Below are 16380 nucleotides of genomic sequence, written 5' to 3'. Positions count from 1 at the left end.
GTATTTTAAATTAAATAGATGTTAGCAACTCGATGGTCTTCTAGGGAATATTTCAGAATTGACTATTTAGTGGTTCTTATACTATGGTTTCTTCCTTTAATTCCCCTACATGCTATTGATTATAAAAATCAAGATGTAATACATCAACACCACGGGGATGAAACTACGCTGCCGAGTGATCATGCAACGGATCTTTTGCTAACCATCCGAAATTACAATTTTGTAGATAATATTGAGTATTTTAACAAAATAATGGAAGGTGAAACTATTTTTGGCCTACATTTTTTTCCCAGTATATCCCTACAGATAACTCCATATATAGGGCTTGACATAGGGTTGGTTTGGAAGAAGTATTTTGGACAGGTCAAACCATGGGGTGGCATAACACCCATGCTATCAACCTATTATAAAAACAAGTGTAATGCTTTTGTAATGGGTATTTTTTATCTCAAAGATTACCAGCCTACATTAATAGAACCTCTTTGGAATTTTCATAATTTGCTACGAAGGCCTTTTATAGAAGGTATTCATTTTAGAGTAGAAAGCGATAAAACCTATTTATCTGGTTGGTTGGATTGGTTGACATTACTATCAAAGAAAAAATCGAGACCTGAAACGTTTACATTTCATTTAGATACAGGATATCAATTTTATCATACTCAAAAGATAGGACTATGTACAATATTTCAATTAGCTATTTATCATTTAGGAGGCCAAGGTATCCCTATAAAAGATTATAGTTTATTTGCTGGATCTGGTGGTTTATTGTTTACTTTTATGCCACCAAACAGTTTTTTTGAAAAAATAACTTGTGCTGGTTATTTACTTTTAAATAGGTATGTAAAAACAGTTGATAGACCCTCTAAAGGAGGGTATGGTCAGCTATATATTTTTAATTGTGCTATGGGATGGGTTGAGTTATCAATGAGTTATTGGCATGGTACTAATTTCTCTTCTGAAAATATGGGGTATCCATTATATCAATCTATTCGGATAGAAAATAATACAGTAACCTACTATGAACCATCCAGAGAGCTCCTATTGGTATCGCTACATAAAAACTGGATACCCTTTCCAGACATAACCATTGAAGCTGCTTTTAGACCCTATTATGATTGTAAGAACCAATTGTTTGAATATGGATTTTCTTTTGGATTATCTTATAGTGGTAATTTTCGGTTGACAACCCTACATTACGCAGCCAATTATGGATTTTTGAGTAGGTTTTAGTCCACTTCAGTGGGCCGAGGACTTACGCAACAGGTCTAATAGATTTTTTGGTTGTGTTGCGTTAGTGCCATAGCACGTTTCATAGGCCAAAGAGATGCAAGTATTCCAACACAAATGGCTAATATAGCCGTATATATAAAATCACATGCGTGTATATCCATAGGATAGGAAATAGCCCCAGCTGTTTTAAGCTTAATAAAGTGAACTATTTTAAATTTTTGTTGTAAAAAACACATAGTGAATGCGGTACAGAGACCATATAATATGCCCTCTAAGGATACCAATAATCCATTATAGAAATATATTCTTCCTATTTGATTTTGCGTGATGCCAAGCAAAGACAATATAGCTATATCTTTCTTCTTTGCTAAAATAATCATGCAAAGCATAAAAAAGAGATGAAAAGATGTAAGTAATACTATTAAAGAAAAAATAAAGTATACAAATAACTTTTCAATTAAAATAGCCCTGTTTTTACATTCATTTTGTTGATAACGATTACTCATCTTTAGTTCTTTTGGTAATATCTGTTGTATAGCTTGTTGGGTACTTTTTATTTTTGTTTCATCCCTTAGAACAACTTCCCAATAGCTTCGTTGGTTTTTTCTATCTGTTAAATCTTCTAAAAAACCAATTGGGGTAATAATGTATTTACTATCGATTTTAGGCTCTATAGAAAATAATCCACCTGCTGCTAATTTTTTACATCTATAGGTATAAGGTTGGTTTATGCTATGAGGAGAAGCATTTCGTTTAGGATAAAAAAATGTTAACATAGTATGATTCCTAATCACATCTAATTGCAATAATTTACCAATATGTGTGCCTATAATAGCCTTATATTTATTATCGCTGGGATCCAAAAAAGAAGTAGCATCCATGCGGATACTTTTTTTATAAAAATCACTTTCTGTAAAATTATTAGAAAATCCTTTAATAACTGTAATAGCTTGTTTGCCATTAAGCCCTACCAATGCTGTTGTTTCTAACACTTCAACTACATCCGTTACGTTAATCATGCGCTTAATTTTTTCTTTTAATTCGTTATCCCTATAAAAACAACTTTTAGTCTTCGTTTCTATGCGCAATGCAACGGTATAAGCGTAAAATAAAGAAGAAAATAGCTTTTCCATACCATTCATTGTGGACAGTACCAATAGTAGGATAGTTGTTGCTAAAGCTGTACTATAACAAGAAAGTCTAGATAAACGATAAACCAATGTTTGTTTCGTATGCTTTTGGGTATATCGTTTGGTTATAAAAAAAACTGGATGCATGTACTAGTAAATTTCTGGTAGTTAAAATAACAAAAATTATAATGATAATAAAAATAGCTACTTTGCTATCCATGGATTTAATAATCTAAAAAAATAGTGCATTTTTACTTGCATGGAGTTAAAATTTACTATATTTTTGACTGCTAAAAAGATTAGTTTAAAAGACTAATAATGAGTAACAAAAAAAATGCAACTTTAATAAATTATATTTTCACTTTTAAATTATGTATTGGACGCTTGAATTAGTATCTTATTTGGAAGACGCTCCTTGGCCGGCAACCAAGGATGAATTAATAGATTATGCCAAAAGGTCTGGAGCCCCCTTTGAAGTTATTCGTAATCTAGAAGAGCTAGAAGACGATGAATGTCTATATACATCGATTGAGGATATATGGCCAGACTACCCAACAGGTGATGATTTTATCTTTAATGAAGATGAATACTAAAACTTAAATATGGAGTATTTAGCAAATAATGGGAAAAAATGATCAATTACTCAATCATTTTTTCTATTTGCTAAATAAATAATCCAGCCAGCCATTCTAAATTTTTTAGAGATTCAAAAATTTTTATCCAAATTTTTTGTATATACTTGAGAATAATACCAATTTTAAAATAAAAAGTATGTTGAAAATCATTGGATTAACAGTTGGTTTTGTCCTCTCTTTTTGTATCTCATTCGAATTAAAAGCATGCAATAGTATTGAAAATCAATACAAAATTGGAAAAATAATTATAGAGTCTACAGGCGCTATGGACCCGATTCCACTTAAACCAAGACCATATCAACGTTTTGCAACATGGCTTTCTCCTACAACAAACCCATCATTAATTTATAAATACATCCAGGTAAAACAAGGGGATGTTTTAAGCCAAGAGGAGTTATTACGTATAGGTAAAAGACTAGAAGCATTATCATATTTTAAATCTGTATCAGTTATAAAAAAAATTACACTACTCGAAGATGAAACAGCTGTTGTTGATATAACTATAAGAACCAGAGACCAATTCCCGATGAGCCTTTCCCTAAGTTTAGAGGAAGGGCCACTACTTACTGTAACCCATAATAATATATGTGGGTATGGACATATTTTTCACAATCAATTTTTTTTAAAGAAAAGATGGGGTTATGGCCTAGAATATGCTATTCCTCAAATACATGGCACCTACTTTATAGGAACGCAATGGTACAAACAAACTGAAAATGCCCATACATATGCCTTTGACTGTAAAAATTTATGGTTAGGTAAGTCTTTTATAAAAAAGAGAAAAACTGATTTACCTCCCTGCTATTGGCTAGTAACATTAGGTGGCTATAAGAAAACATTTCATACACGACCTACTGTATCTGCCATACAAAATGCCATCTATCATCATTATAGATTGATTTTAGGGAAAATAGAATGTGTAATAGATGGTTACCAAAAAGCAAAAGGCATTTATTCCTTACATTCCTCTGAATCAATACCCAAAGGAGAATCTATAGAAATACTGTATGGATATCAAAAAGGAGAATTTAATAATAGACAATATGTTGGTATAAACTGCATTAAAAATATAGCAAATAATGCCTTTGGCTACCTAAGTTTTTCATGCAAAACGGGTGCTTTTTTATACCACAAGTCTTTAGAAGAAGGTGTATTAAAACTAGACTTTAACTATGCTAGCTCTAACCAGCGTACAACACGTCATGGCATGCGTCAGTTTTTTCGTTTAAATTATATAATGGGCTATCGTATGCCACAAGAAAGAAGTTTAGGTATTAGAAAAGGTGATCCTGAATCACTATGTGGACAAAAAAAAGAAAATGCTATTTATGCTATTACAAAACCTATAAACGCACGACTCAATTGCTCTATACTTAGCACATTTCATACACCCATTTTAATACATCATGTATATTTCGCATTACTTGGATTTAGTGATTTGATTGCACTATATGATAGAGACTATAATCTGTTGAATGCAACACTGATAGATACTTGTGGATTAGGTTTCCGTTTACAACATACTACTATTAAATGGATCACTGTAGATTGTAAGGTAGGATATAATGCCTTATTAGGGAAGTTAGCTCCATCGGTAACACTATCTACTTGTTGTTTTGAAAATAAAATCGCACCTAAGCCATCACTTATAGCATATAATTAACTTATAGAACATTATTATTTCTTATTACCTTTATGGCTGATATAGAATATATCTATCAAAAATATTTAATTACTCGTTCTGTTACGATTGACGCTCGCAATGTTTCTCCTGGTTCACTTTTTTTTGCCATTAGGGGTACCAAATTTAACGGAAATGAGTTTGCAGAAGCTGCATTAGCTAAAGGAGCCAGTTATGCCATTATAGATGATCCAGCATATATGCAACCATCATCTGCCTATATTTTAGTAGAAGATAGCCTATCTACACTACATTATTTAGCCAATTATCATCGACGACAATATGGTATACACTTCCCTGTTATAGGTATAACGGGATCTTATGGAAAAACTACCACGAAAGAACTTATATGGCGCGTTTTACATACTACTTACAAAACAGTAGCTACCAAAGGTAATCTAAACACTAGTATAGGAGTAGCCTTGACGCTATTATCTATGGCTCAAGATACAGAAATAGCTGTTGTAGAAATGGGGGCTACACAATTGAAAGATATTGCATTGTGCTGTTCAATAGCAGAGCCTACACATGGCATTATTACAGCCATTGGAGATGCACATCTGGAAAGTTTTTATAACCTAGAAGGTATCATACAGGGAAAAGGAGAATTGTATAACTACCTCTACCTTACTCAGGGAATTGTATTTTTAAATACATTAGACACCCTGCTGCAACCCATGAGTGCCCGACTGCCCAATCTTGTTACCTATCCTCAAGCTAATGACTTTGCACCTCTTGATTTAGTTTCTGAAAACCCATATCTCTGTTACAGATCACCAGAAGGAACACATGTTAGAACAAACCTATTAGGCAAACCACATATTTATAATATAGCAGCTGCACTTTGCGTAGCCAAGTATTTTAAGGTACCTATAGAAGCTGCTCATCAAGCCATTCAAACTTATGTTCCTAAAAACTTTCGAATGGAACTAGTAGTAAAAGGTAGTAATCAATTACTTATTGATAGCTATAATGCCAGCCCTGCTTCCATGCAAACAGCCCTAGATACGCTATTACAGCTGAAATCAGCTTACTACATTGCTATATTAGGAGATATGGCGGAATTGGGTAGCAAAACAGCTATTTGGCACGATAAAATTATAGCACAATTATGCCATTCAAGTTACAATTTAGTACTATTATGTGGCCCTTTATTTACAGTTGCTGCAAGCAAAAAGCCCCATAAAAACATACATTGCTTTCCTAATAAAGAAATATTGGTTGATTATTTATGTACTCGGAATTTTCAGCATAGTGCTATTCTCTTAAAAGGAACCAACGCACTAGCAATGCATACCTTAGCAGAACATATCCGTTAATTTTTAGTTTATTTCTGATTCAGAATAATCACTATATGTCGTCATGACATTCTTCTTTTATAGTATAAATTTCGAATTTTTTCCTTTCCGTTTCATTATTTTTTTGATCAAACTCTTTAGTATCATCTCCTTCTACCTCTATTATAGTATATAAAAAAGCAGCACCATTTTTAGAACCCCAATCATTAGGCTTACAAGATGCCTTAAGAGAAAGTCGTAAATCTTTTTTATTTATTCCTAAAGAATGCTTATTACAAGCAGTAAGTCCCACTAATAATAGTGGCATAAGTTTATGTAATGCATTCATTATCAAATTTTAAAACATTTGTTTTTTTGCGACTCGATATGCCTTAATGAGCTATGTAGGCAGTATAGTTGTAGCTACGCATACAAGTATACAAAAATATTTACAAATTTTTCATATTTTTCATGAAAGTCAATTTTATTTTCTATTTAACATAATATTAATTATATAACAATTAAAGTAAAACATACCAGAAATTGACTTTACGCTCCTAAATGCGCTTCACCTCTTCATACTCCCAGTTATCTATCATTCTGGTTTCTTCATTGAAGTTAATACCTAGTAGTATAATGGTTTTTTGTCTGAGTAAGTAAGGCTTATAATACCCGTTTGCTTTGATTTGTGCTAAGGCTATGTTTCCGCTGGATTTATATTTGATTTCTATAATATATATTACTCTTTCTAATTCTAAAACAATATCCGATCTACCTTGACTAGAAGGTGATTCGCTATACATTTGCATTTTCCTACCGCCTAAGAACCCCAAACCTTGTAGCAGCATATGTAAATTGCTGTGGAACTGTTTTTCCTGTTTGGTATCGATATAATAAGGAAGGGTCGAAAAGGCTGTATTGATATTATCTATAAATGTTTCCATTTTTTTATCTGCCAATGCATTTCTGATTTTATCTCGCTCTTGTATGAAATAATCTTTTACACTCTTTTCTAAACTGGACTTTATACTCTTCCGAAAAGATTCTTCTATCTCTTTATTAGGAAATTTTAATGTATATAGACCAGTAGACTCATTATAATTGTCAATGGTTAAATATCCTGTTTGAAACATTAGAGATTTTAAACTAATCTCACTCCTACTTCCTGTATACATAAGGTCATCTCTGGTAGCCTCTATTTGTAGATTATCCATATTAAGATCAAATCTATCAGGATCTACTAACATCTGGTTAATAAGTATAGTTGGACTACCTGACTCATACCAATAGTTTTCTAGTTTACCACTTTCAAAGAATTTAAGTGTAGACCATGGGTTGTAAACAGACACTCCATTTTCATGGAACCTATATCCATTGTAATGTGTCGTCATACGGTCCATAACTTTTAAATCAGTGATTTTTTGACTTTCTTTTTTAGTCCATTCCAAACCAATAGCATGTATATTATGGGAAAAAGTAGATAATATTTCCTCTTGAGTATATCCAAACATGCTATCTGCATTTTTGCTAATCGTGATGTCATTTAAATGATTAGCCCCCGAAAAAACATCAGATAAACTGAATTTGCTTACACCAGTGATAAAAGTAAACTTAAAATGTTTGTTGAGGGACTTTAATGTCATAAAGAAATCTTTCATGACTTTGATACTAGCCTGTTCTAGGCCAGATCCTTTAGCTAGATGAACAATAGGCGCATCGTATTCATCTATTAATACTACTATTTTAGGCTCATAAATAGATATTACATTTCCATTTTTTCTAGCATGATTTAAATTTATTAATTGTAATACTAGACTACGAAGTATATCTTTAACAGTAAATGCTTCTATTTTTAGGCTATATGAAATGGCTATTTCTTTTAATACCATTTTAATAGATGCGCTTAGTTCTTCAGATGTGTTATTAGATAACCCTGAAAAATCCAAATTAATCACTGGATATTTCTTCCACTGATAGCTATTTTCTGATTTACCTATATGGTAATCCTTAAACATCTCCTGTTCTCCATTGCATATAGTAGCCAGTGTATCAATAAATAGAGACTTCCCAAACCTCCTAGGCCTAGCTATAAATACAGGATTTTCTTTTTCTATCAATTCTTGAGCATATCGGGTTTTATCTACATAATAGCCTGTTCTGATAACCCTTTTAACATCTGAATAACCAATAGGTAGTGCATCTATCTTGTGCATGATTTTATCTTTTTAATCTTCTTTTTCTTGCCCTGTCGTTGATTGCATACGCTATCATAAATTTTCCAAGCAAGTCAATCTTACTCAGTTTTGATAGCGTTCCCGTCAACTTTAGTTAAAGCAGAAGCCTTCTGTGGTAATTTACCAGCTTTTTTTTAAGTTTTGTCAAATGACTTAAGAAAGTATGTCCATTAGAGTGTTGATCTGCTGGTTTATGCTAAGGTATCTATACAATTTCAACCTCCTCTCCTATCTTTTTGTGGGTAAATAGTTTTAGGATTAAGTATCTTTCGCTTCAAAGATTGCAAGTTGCTTATCAATATTATCGGTAGCTCTATACCAAAATATAATAGCAATAAGTAAAATTATAAACAATATGCCAGAAAGAGGTTGAATGCTGTTGGTATGAAAAAGTTCTAGAAGTGTAATCTGTATCCATGAAGACCCTGCTTTACCTAAACGAGATCCTAATACATCTACAGCCGCTTTCCCCTTGACCTTTGTTTCTGGATCAAGTGGTATATAGGCTATTTGAGTTGTCTTATCAAAAAAAGCATATTTTACAGATTTTGCTATTAAATTTTGTATGCCGCCAAAAATAACAATCCATAAGATGAATCTGGCTCCTAACCAATTTATCAGACAGGGAACGTTATTTTTACCATAACTCATTAAAAAGAAGATGCACCCCATAATACCAATGATTACTGGTGCTATACGTGCAGCTGTTCTCCAACCAAACTTTCTTAATATGCCACCACTGAAAAAGAGTGAGATAATTAATGCTATGATACCTGTCCAAAAATTAACTCCTGAAACAAAGCTTTGATAATCTGCTGCCTTTGGGAATGTTTCTTTTAAGTAGGATTTCCAGGTTCCCTCCACAATATTTATAGAAAGTCCACATGAGACCATAATAATGGCAATATTCATCAAATATTTGGAGGAGGCAACATGTTTTAAGCTACCCAAAAGAGATAAACGTAACTTTTTAGGTGTAGTAGTTAAGTTATTTGCTCCAACCCCATCTAGTTTAATAGCATGGTTTGCCCACCAATAGGTAAAAACAATTGCCAAACAAAAAAACATAATATACCCCACTAAAGCTTGCACAGTGCATAAAAAGTCTACATGACTATATTTTTTAGTGTATGTTAAGATCAGAGGAGCCGTAACAATTAACGCGATATCTCCCGCAGCAATAAATATGGCATAGAAGCGCTTGGCGTCATGAATTTTACAAACATTATTAACAAAACTCCAATAGAGTACCATTAACACAATTTGTCCCCAAAGTTCTGCAATAACAAAAAATAAAACATGTATCCAATGACGCAATACGGCAATCCAATGTAAGTATTTACCTTCTGTATAGGAAATTAGCCAATCTGCCGTAGCATGTGGACTGAATGCATCTGCATTTGGGTATAAAATAAAGCTATATATCAGTATTAAAGATAAAAAAAGGAGGATCGTGGCATAAAAAAGGGTAGCTTGTTTCAAATGGTTATTTAGTTTCGTATATAGCACGATAACAGCTATAGAAATAGGAAAAACAATAGAACCTTTTACAATTGGAATGACTTCAGCGGCAGATTGACTTGCAGTAACTAGAACGGTGTCTTTGAGCGTTGTTAACATGCAATAGACAAGAGAGATTAAGAACTTTAAGAAAAGTAATAAAAAAACCTTTTTTACTTCAGATTTTTTTACTGGAAAAATGAGCTTAAACCACTTTTTAAACCACGATTCTGAAGGATATTCCATAATACTAAACTTAAAATGCTCACTCCACAAACTTTCCAAATTTAAGAAATATTAACGAGTTTCCCATATGCATTGATACAAAAAACTTGTTCACAAAGATTATATGATGGATAATAAAATCCAAAACAGGCTCTTATATTCCATAGATGCATGATAGACTCCAATGTGAACGAATAGATTTCCGCTAAAAAGTATAGAAAATAGTTTAAAATCGACTAGACAATTTTTCCCAATCATATAGATATACCGTTAAGCATTGTTATATTTGGAAAAGTAAGGAGCTAATACAATCTTAGTATATTATAATTTTTATCTATTCATGGAAGTAGTTCAACAACATTTAGATGACGCCAAACATAACATGGCAAAAGCCTACCTTTGTACACAAGAAGCTTTTGCGAAAGTAAATGCAGGTAGAGCCGTTCCTGCTATGCTTCAAGGATTAATGGTAACATACTATGGAAATCCTACACCATTAAATCAATTAGCCTCCATTAGTGCTACTGACGCACGGACCTTAATAGTCCAACCATGGGAACAGAAATCTATTCCACATATAGAGAAAGCCATTTCAGAAAGTCAACTTGGATTTTCTACTAGAAATGATGGCCGTATGGTAATAGTAACCCTACCACCATCTTCTGAGGAAAGACGAAAAAATCTAGTTAAATTAGTTAAAAATGAAGCAGAAAAAGGAAGGATCGTTATTAGAAATGTTCGTCGTGATTATAAGGAAATATTAAAAACCATGCAAAAAGATGGTATACCAGAAGATGAAATAAAACGCTCAGAAAAAAAACTACAAGAAATAACGGATGATTTTATTAATAAAATTAATGAATTACTAGAATTAAAGGAATCTGATATAATGACCGTATAGTTTTTTACCTTTATAAGGTATCAGACTAGAATTCATATCACTAATGGAAAATAATGGTTAATAGCTTTAGTCATATAAATGCAAGGAGCTGTAATTTGTTTGATAATTTCAATAAAAAGTGGTAAATTGCTTTGTTTTAAGCCACGTTACTAACGTACGGTCTTAAATAGTGACCTTTTTCATGTCTCAAAGATTTGGGTTGGTTTTGCACTAAGGGTTTCGGCAAGCAGCTGAATATATGAATTTATTTGTCTTAGGACTAATAATGCTACTTTATAACCATAAAGATTTGAAAATCATTTTTTATCTTTATCTGAAAATTTACAAGATAGCGATAATGTTTTTTTAAGGGAAAACATGAGGTCACTTTAGTTCAATCAATTTTAATACTTATATTTTAATTTACAAGATGCAGCAAAACAGTCTTCTATATCGCCTATTTCTTGATCCAGTTGCACATGGTATAGCCTGTATGGTTGTTGCCTATTTAGTTGCCCCTACTCAATTTATAAAAGTGGTTTATCAAGAGACGAAAGAATCATATTCTGCCATTATTACAAAGTATATCCATATTCGAAATTTTAAGATTTTCTTCTCTGGAGCTCATATTTACGCATTGCGACAATTTATAGCGGCATTTGCTTTTGGAATTGCCCAATGGCTCTATTTTTTATCTCTTAACTACTTTCCTATAACGAACTTTATCCTATTGGTCGTTTGGCAATGCTTTTTAGCTGGTGGCGTAGAAACAGTTGTTACAGTATATAGTGAAGCACGGGAGATCACTGCTAATAAAGGACCGCTAATGAAACGAGAGGCAAAAATTTTAGATATTATTACACCAATACTTTTGAGAAATATACTTGCCTGTTCAGCTGCTGTATTAGGGTATGAAATTACAAAAAACATGACCGGTATGGGCATGAATATACTTGTTAGTTCTATAGCAGGAATTGGTGTATCCGTTTTAACTATGCCGTTTGATCTTATTGCCACACAAAATTGTGGTGCAGAAATACCTATGACTTGGATAGGTAGGCTTAAACAAAATGTTGTAGTAGAAAAAAACTTTCGTGTAATTTTCAATGGTTTAACGATGCGTATGATTCAAATTATTCCTTATTCGGTCGCACACAGCCTAGTAATGCTTTTATTAGGAAATACTGCTACCTAAGTTTTTGTGCACTATTGAATAATTAATAATTTAGTTTATATACAACTAGCCATTGCATACAAAAACATCATGAAGTACTAACGGAGCAGTTGATTCCTTAAAATGCTTATGTAAGCATGTGCATTAACCCTACTGAATTCTATTCATTTAGGTGATTCTGAATTATTTTATCAAAATAGGCAATCATTCTTAATATGAATATATCTCTAAACTACTTTAGTACATGAAAGAAACCAGCATTACAAGAAAAAAATGGAGGGAACTTTTTTTTCCTATTAAGAGAAGAGAGTTGCCAAAGTTTTTTTCCATGGCAGTCATGATGTTTTTTATACTGCTTAATCAAAACTTAATTCGTGGTATTAAAGACGGTTTAGTTGTTACCATGATAGGGGCAGAAGCTTTGAGCTTTATTAAGCTTTTTATTGAAATGCCAGCTGGCATTTTGTTCGTTATTATATACACTATATTATGCAATAAGACAACAGAAGAAAATATCTTCAGGGGAGTCATGCTTTTTTTTCTGCTTTTTTTTAGCTTATTTGGCTTTTTCTTATTTCCCAACCAAGAACTATTACATCCAAGCGCGAATACTATTAGCAATTATGTTCAGTTATATCCTCATTTTAAGTGGTTCTTTATAATCTGGGGTAAATGGATATTGGTCTTTTTTTATATGATGGGTGAATTATGGCCAATGATTATTTTTACCCTATTATATTGGCAGTTAGCAAATAAGATAACAAAAACCGAAGAGGCTAGTAGATTTTACTTTGTTTTCAATCTACTCGGACAAGCCAATCTATTGGTTTCTGGTAGCATTATGGTTTATTTTTCTCGTAATGACCATTTTTTATTGCCATTTCTTGGTGTTTATAAAACAGGAACAACGCTTCAGGTTGCTTCCCTTATAACTATTGTTATTCTTTTATGTATTCTTGTACTCTTTTTACATAGATATGTAGAAACACGTATTATATATCACCAAATTGACAAGGAAGTTGAAAATGTACCATCTAAATTAAAACTAGGATTATGGACAAGCTTTAAAATGATTGCACAATCTAAATATTTAAGATTAATTTGTGTGTTAATGATTTCTTATTCTATGGTTATCAATTTAATTGAAGGAATTTGGTTGCATGAAACAAGTCTTTTTTACAGAAAAGACCCAGCTCTTTTCATTACTTACCAAGGGAAGGTTCTATTTTGGACAGGTATTTTTACACTTATATGTTCATTTGTAGGCAATGCTATTACCCAAAAATTAGGCTGGAAGGGAGCAGCCCTTGGAACACCTATTATAACACTTATTATGGGAAGTATGTTCTTTGCTTTAGTAGTACTAAACTATTTTAAGTTATTACCAACTCATGTAATGGGTATATCTATTTTATTTGCTATTGTAGCCATTGGTGGTTTACAAAATGTGTTAGCTAAAGGAGCTAAATATTGTTTTTTTGATATAACCAAAGAAATGGTTTACATTCCTCTAGATAAAGAAATGCGTGCAAAAGGAAAAGCTTCTGTTGACATTTTAGGGGGAAAAATCGGTAAATCAGCTGGTGCCATCTTACAAGTCGTGTGTTATACTATTTTTACTCATGCCCAACCAGATCAAATATCTCCATTTTTGGCTATCATGTTTTTGTTCATATGCATTACATGGATTATAGCCGTTAGAACGCTATCAAAAGAATACCATTTATTACTCACCAAGAATGATTCGATGAATCATTCGCGGAGGTAATCAGTTCGATTTAAATCTTAATCCATTATAAAATAATCCCACCATCATGTTTTTGCGTTCTAAATAGTCGGCCCTGCAATATCATAAAATAATTTGGTTTTCAATATTAAATATGTTATATTTGTATTAAGAAAACACCAGTTTTAGGATTATTTTGTTAAAAAACCGTAACTCCCCAGGTGCCTCACTTAAGCGGTAGCATATACTTGTTGAATAGCCTGAAACAAATTGGTCCCTTGTTTACGTTTTGTTGATAAAAATCCACGAATAGTGCAAAACATCTCTGCCCCTTTTTGGGTACGAAATCCCCCCGAGATTTTTTGTTTGACTTTAATCATGCGAATATCTTGTTCAGCTTGATTATTTGTAAAAGGCACCTCTGGTGTAGTTAAAAATCTGAGTACTGCATCTTTAAAATCTCGTAGCCTTATTAATAAATTCAGGACTTTCGCAAAACAGATAATTGTGTTTGCATTTTTAGACATGGACATGTTTTATAGTATTTATAATCAATAATATTAACATTTCTCTATTTTATAGACTAGTCTATAAACAGTGTTTTTAACTAAAAGTGCGAAAGTCCTGAAATTATGACCTGGTCGTCGTTTTCTTCCAGCCAATGCCGTTTTGCTTTCGTGAAACAACAACCCCTCTTTGATGATGTAATCATAAAACCCACATTCCGCACCAAAAAATGCAAATCTTACAATTATTTTATAATTGATTACTAATAATTTTTATAATTGTATAGTAATATACTTTCATAGCCAAAGTAAAACTTTGTACAGAGTATAAGTTTTAGAAACTACTAATTAGTAATAATTTTTTGCTTTACTATTGTATGGTAACTTTTTATTTAGTATAATAAGGAAGCAAACCTAATCATTCATTATGAAATGAGTGTTTCATTAAACAATATATTCTACAAAATGTTGTTTTTGAAGTAATATTAAATAGTTTTGATGTTATCAATTGATCTTAATTTAATTAATAAGAATCTAAAAAAAGGTGCGGAATGTGGGATAAAATGTAAATACCATTTTTAATGGAGGGGCCTTTATCTTACTTAACCACTTTAAGAGTTTACTCATTTTAGGAGCCCATGGTTCTTTGTCCACTTCTTCTAAAGCCTTTAATTCTCGTAAATGATGCGCATTACACAAACCATGTTTAACATTATCGATGGTAAAGTAAGGCTTAAAATGGTCGTGGACAATAACACCTTGTACATCTTTTATATGAGCTCCACGTTTTGGACTAGACCGATAGTGGGTCATTTCTTTTGAGCTAAGCACATGTAGCCATTGTGTTTTTCCACCGATACGAAAGCCCGACTCATCCACGTGTTTTACTGCTACACCTTTAAGTTGCTCTAGAACCGTAACTCCCCAGGTACCTTTTTTGAATTTTCGTGACTTTTCAGGTATATCAAAATTTTTTTCTTACTATTGAGTACCATTTGTTAGATATGTGATATGGATGCAAAAGATAAACGGATAGCGGAACTGGAATCAGAAAATAAGCTTTTGCGGCAACGTTTAGCTGTTCTAGAACGCCGTTTAGGGCTGGATAGCAGGAATAGCTCGAAACCACCCTCTAGTGATGGCTTGTCTAAAAAGCCTACTCCTCAATCTTTGCGTACTCCTGGTCAACATGCTACTGGTGGTCAAAAAGGTCACCAGGGCAATACGCTTGAACAAATAGATACTCCTGATGCGAAAATTATTCACGAAGTGGTTGAGTGCCGATCATGTCACCAATCTATAGCCCATATTCCAGCTACTACCATTATTAAGCGCCAAGTCTTCGATATCCCTGCTCCTAAGATTCTGGTAACAGAACATCAAGCTGAGATTAAAATATGTTCATGTGGTCATCAAACAGTAGCTGCATTTCCTAAAGATGTTACAGCTCCTGTACAGTATGGATCACGTGTTAAAGCGTTAGCCGTTTATTTGTTAAATCAGCAATTTATTCCAGAAGATCGCTTGCAACAAACTTTCCAAGATGTATTTGGATTGCGTATTGCAACAGCTACACTTGTTAAAATGAATGAGGCATTTTCTCATACGGTTGCCCCATTGCAACAAGAGGTTCTAGGTAACTCCCCAGGTACCTTTTTTGAATTTTCGTGACTTTTCAGGTATATCAAAATTTTTTTCTTACTATTGAGTACCATTTGTTAGATATGTGATATGGATGCAAAAGATAAACGGATAGCGGAACTGGAATCAGAAAATAAGCTTTTACGGCAACGTTTAGCTGTTCTAGAACGTCGTTTAGGGCTGGACAGCAGGAATAGCTCGAAACCACCCTCTAGTGATGGCTTGTCTAAAAAGCCTACTCCTCAGTCTTTGCGTACACCTGGCGTGCGTCCGACAGGTGGTCAACAAGGTCACCAGGGCAATACGCTTGAACAAATAGATACTCCTGATGCGAAAATTATTCACGAAGTGGTTGCGTGCCGATCATGTCACCAATCTATAGCTCATATTCCAGCTACTACCATTATTAAACCGACATTTCGCACAAAAATTTGAGATTTTTTATTTTCTCTATTTATTACATAAATGTTTATATTTTTAGGGTTGTCTCATGATATTTTTACACAAAAAATCATAAAATAAGCCAAAACCTGATTTTAAA

15 protein-coding genes are annotated in these 16380 nt (G+C 32.9%); 9 read left to right on the top strand and 6 right to left on the bottom strand.

All coding sequences use genetic code 11. The annotated features are described in order from the left end of the window. Positions 1-18 precede the first annotated feature (18 nt). Positions 19-1230 (top strand): hypothetical protein, encoded by a 1212-nt coding sequence (locus CCPUN_RS04275; protein WP_133282337.1) that lies wholly within the window; start codon positions 19-21, stop codon positions 1228-1230. 35 nt (positions 1231-1265) lie between these two features. On the opposite strand, the gene CCPUN_RS04270 is transcribed toward CCPUN_RS04275, so the two are convergent. After that, positions 1266-2507, bottom strand: coding sequence for an FtsX-like permease family protein (locus CCPUN_RS04270; protein WP_133282336.1), 1242 nt, complete (start codon positions 2505-2507; stop codon positions 1266-1268). Positions 2508-2731: 224 nt separating this feature from the next. Here CCPUN_RS04270 and CCPUN_RS04265 point away from each other — a divergent pair, with 224 nt between their 5' ends. The 3 genes from CCPUN_RS04265 (at position 2732) to CCPUN_RS04255 (ending at position 5995) form a co-directional block, all read left to right on the top strand. Continuing rightward, positions 2732-2953, top strand: coding sequence for a DUF2795 domain-containing protein (locus tag CCPUN_RS04265; RefSeq protein ID WP_133282335.1), 222 nt, complete (start codon positions 2732-2734; stop codon positions 2951-2953). Positions 2954-3131: 178 nt separating this feature from the next. Further along, a complete protein-coding gene (locus CCPUN_RS04260) occupies positions 3132-4658 on the top strand; it encodes a BamA/TamA family outer membrane protein (protein ID WP_133282334.1) in 1527 nt (508 codons plus the stop codon). 32 nt (positions 4659-4690) lie between these two features. Further along, positions 4691-5995 (top strand): UDP-N-acetylmuramoyl-tripeptide--D-alanyl-D-alanine ligase, encoded by a 1305-nt coding sequence (locus CCPUN_RS04255; RefSeq protein WP_133282333.1) that lies wholly within the window; start codon positions 4691-4693, stop codon positions 5993-5995. 31 nt (positions 5996-6026) lie between these two features. Here the strand turns inward: CCPUN_RS04255 and CCPUN_RS04250 are convergent, their stop codons facing one another. The 3 genes from CCPUN_RS04250 to CCPUN_RS04240 form a co-directional block, all read right to left on the bottom strand. After that, entirely contained in the window at positions 6027-6281 is a 255-nt protein-coding gene (locus CCPUN_RS04250; RefSeq protein WP_204594665.1) for a hypothetical protein, read from the bottom strand. Between the two features lie 229 nt (positions 6282-6510). Then, the gene (locus CCPUN_RS04245) at positions 6511-8166 is read right to left on the bottom strand and encodes an AAA family ATPase (protein WP_133282331.1); all 1656 of its coding nucleotides are present in this window, start codon (positions 8164-8166) and stop codon (positions 6511-6513) included. 279 nt (positions 8167-8445) lie between these two features. Beyond that, entirely contained in the window at positions 8446-9933 is a 1488-nt protein-coding gene (locus tag CCPUN_RS04240) for an Npt1/Npt2 family nucleotide transporter (protein ID WP_133282330.1), read from the bottom strand. Positions 9934-10252: 319 nt separating this feature from the next. Here CCPUN_RS04240 and frr point away from each other — a divergent pair, with 319 nt between their 5' ends. The 3 genes from frr to CCPUN_RS04225 all read left to right on the top strand — a co-directional run bounded on the left by frr (position 10253) and on the right by CCPUN_RS04225 (position 13734). Continuing rightward, complete coding sequence (frr, locus tag CCPUN_RS04235; protein WP_133282329.1) at positions 10253-10813, top strand: ribosome recycling factor; 561 nt, start codon at positions 10253-10255, stop codon at positions 10811-10813. 409 nt (positions 10814-11222) lie between these two features. Further along, positions 11223-11987: a hypothetical protein gene (locus tag CCPUN_RS04230; RefSeq protein WP_133282328.1), complete on the top strand. Its 765-nt coding sequence runs from the start codon at positions 11223-11225 to the stop codon at positions 11985-11987. Between the two features lie 223 nt (positions 11988-12210). Further along, a complete protein-coding gene (locus CCPUN_RS04225; protein WP_133282327.1) occupies positions 12211-13734 on the top strand; it encodes an Npt1/Npt2 family nucleotide transporter in 1524 nt (507 codons plus the stop codon). Between the two features lie 188 nt (positions 13735-13922). On the opposite strand, the gene CCPUN_RS04220 is transcribed toward CCPUN_RS04225, so the two are convergent. Together CCPUN_RS04220 and CCPUN_RS04215 are read right to left on the bottom strand one after the other, a co-directional pair. Next, positions 13923-14225, bottom strand: a complete 303-nt coding sequence (locus CCPUN_RS04220; protein ID WP_133282326.1) for an IS66 family transposase — start codon at positions 14223-14225, stop codon at positions 13923-13925. Positions 14226-14732: 507 nt separating this feature from the next. Then, positions 14733-15161 carry an IS66 family transposase gene (locus CCPUN_RS04215; protein WP_133282325.1) on the bottom strand — a complete coding sequence of 143 codons (429 nt, stop codon included), beginning with the start codon at positions 15159-15161 and terminating at the stop codon, positions 14733-14735. A 48-nt stretch (positions 15162-15209) separates the two neighbouring features. Between CCPUN_RS04215 and CCPUN_RS04210 the strand changes: the two genes are divergently transcribed. Together CCPUN_RS04210 and CCPUN_RS04205 are read left to right on the top strand one after the other, a co-directional pair. Further along, positions 15210-15869, top strand: coding sequence for a DUF6444 domain-containing protein (locus tag CCPUN_RS04210; protein WP_133282324.1), 660 nt, complete (start codon positions 15210-15212; stop codon positions 15867-15869). Between the two features lie 60 nt (positions 15870-15929). Beyond that, a complete protein-coding gene (locus tag CCPUN_RS04205) occupies positions 15930-16274 on the top strand; it encodes a DUF6444 domain-containing protein (RefSeq protein ID WP_133282323.1) in 345 nt (114 codons plus the stop codon). Positions 16275-16380 lie beyond the last annotated feature (106 nt).

The sequence above is a fragment of the Cardinium endosymbiont of Culicoides punctatus genome (assembly GCF_004354815.1).
Lineage (GTDB): Bacteria > Bacteroidota > Bacteroidia > Cytophagales > Amoebophilaceae > Cardinium.
This window is presented reverse-complemented; position numbering and strand designations above follow the sequence as displayed.

Bases quoted from the DNA above. Each gene is read 5' to 3' on its own strand.
- CCPUN_RS04275 (WP_133282337.1), top strand. From the start codon at position 19: ATGTTAGCAACTCGATGGTCTTCTAGGGAATATTTCAGAATTGACTAT.
- CCPUN_RS04270 (WP_133282336.1), bottom strand. From the start codon at position 2,507: ATGCATCCAGTTTTTTTTATAACCAAACGATATACCCAAAAGCATACG.
- CCPUN_RS04265 (WP_133282335.1), top strand. From the start codon at position 2,732: ATGTATTGGACGCTTGAATTAGTATCTTATTTGGAAGACGCTCCTTGG.
- CCPUN_RS04260 (WP_133282334.1), top strand. From the start codon at position 3,132: ATGTTGAAAATCATTGGATTAACAGTTGGTTTTGTCCTCTCTTTTTGT.
- CCPUN_RS04255 (WP_133282333.1), top strand. From the start codon at position 4,691: ATGGCTGATATAGAATATATCTATCAAAAATATTTAATTACTCGTTCT.
- CCPUN_RS04250 (WP_204594665.1), bottom strand. From the start codon at position 6,281: ATGCCACTATTATTAGTGGGACTTACTGCTTGTAATAAGCATTCTTTA.
- CCPUN_RS04245 (WP_133282331.1), bottom strand. From the start codon at position 8,166: ATGCACAAGATAGATGCACTACCTATTGGTTATTCAGATGTTAAAAGG.
- CCPUN_RS04240 (WP_133282330.1), bottom strand. From the start codon at position 9,933: ATGGAATATCCTTCAGAATCGTGGTTTAAAAAGTGGTTTAAGCTCATT.
- frr (WP_133282329.1), top strand. From the start codon at position 10,253: ATGGAAGTAGTTCAACAACATTTAGATGACGCCAAACATAACATGGCA.
- CCPUN_RS04230 (WP_133282328.1), top strand. From the start codon at position 11,223: ATGCAGCAAAACAGTCTTCTATATCGCCTATTTCTTGATCCAGTTGCA.
- CCPUN_RS04225 (WP_133282327.1), top strand. From the start codon at position 12,211: ATGAAAGAAACCAGCATTACAAGAAAAAAATGGAGGGAACTTTTTTTT.
- CCPUN_RS04220 (WP_133282326.1), bottom strand. From the start codon at position 14,225: ATGTCCATGTCTAAAAATGCAAACACAATTATCTGTTTTGCGAAAGTC.
- CCPUN_RS04210 (WP_133282324.1), top strand. From the start codon at position 15,210: ATGGATGCAAAAGATAAACGGATAGCGGAACTGGAATCAGAAAATAAG.
- CCPUN_RS04205 (WP_133282323.1), top strand. From the start codon at position 15,930: ATGGATGCAAAAGATAAACGGATAGCGGAACTGGAATCAGAAAATAAG.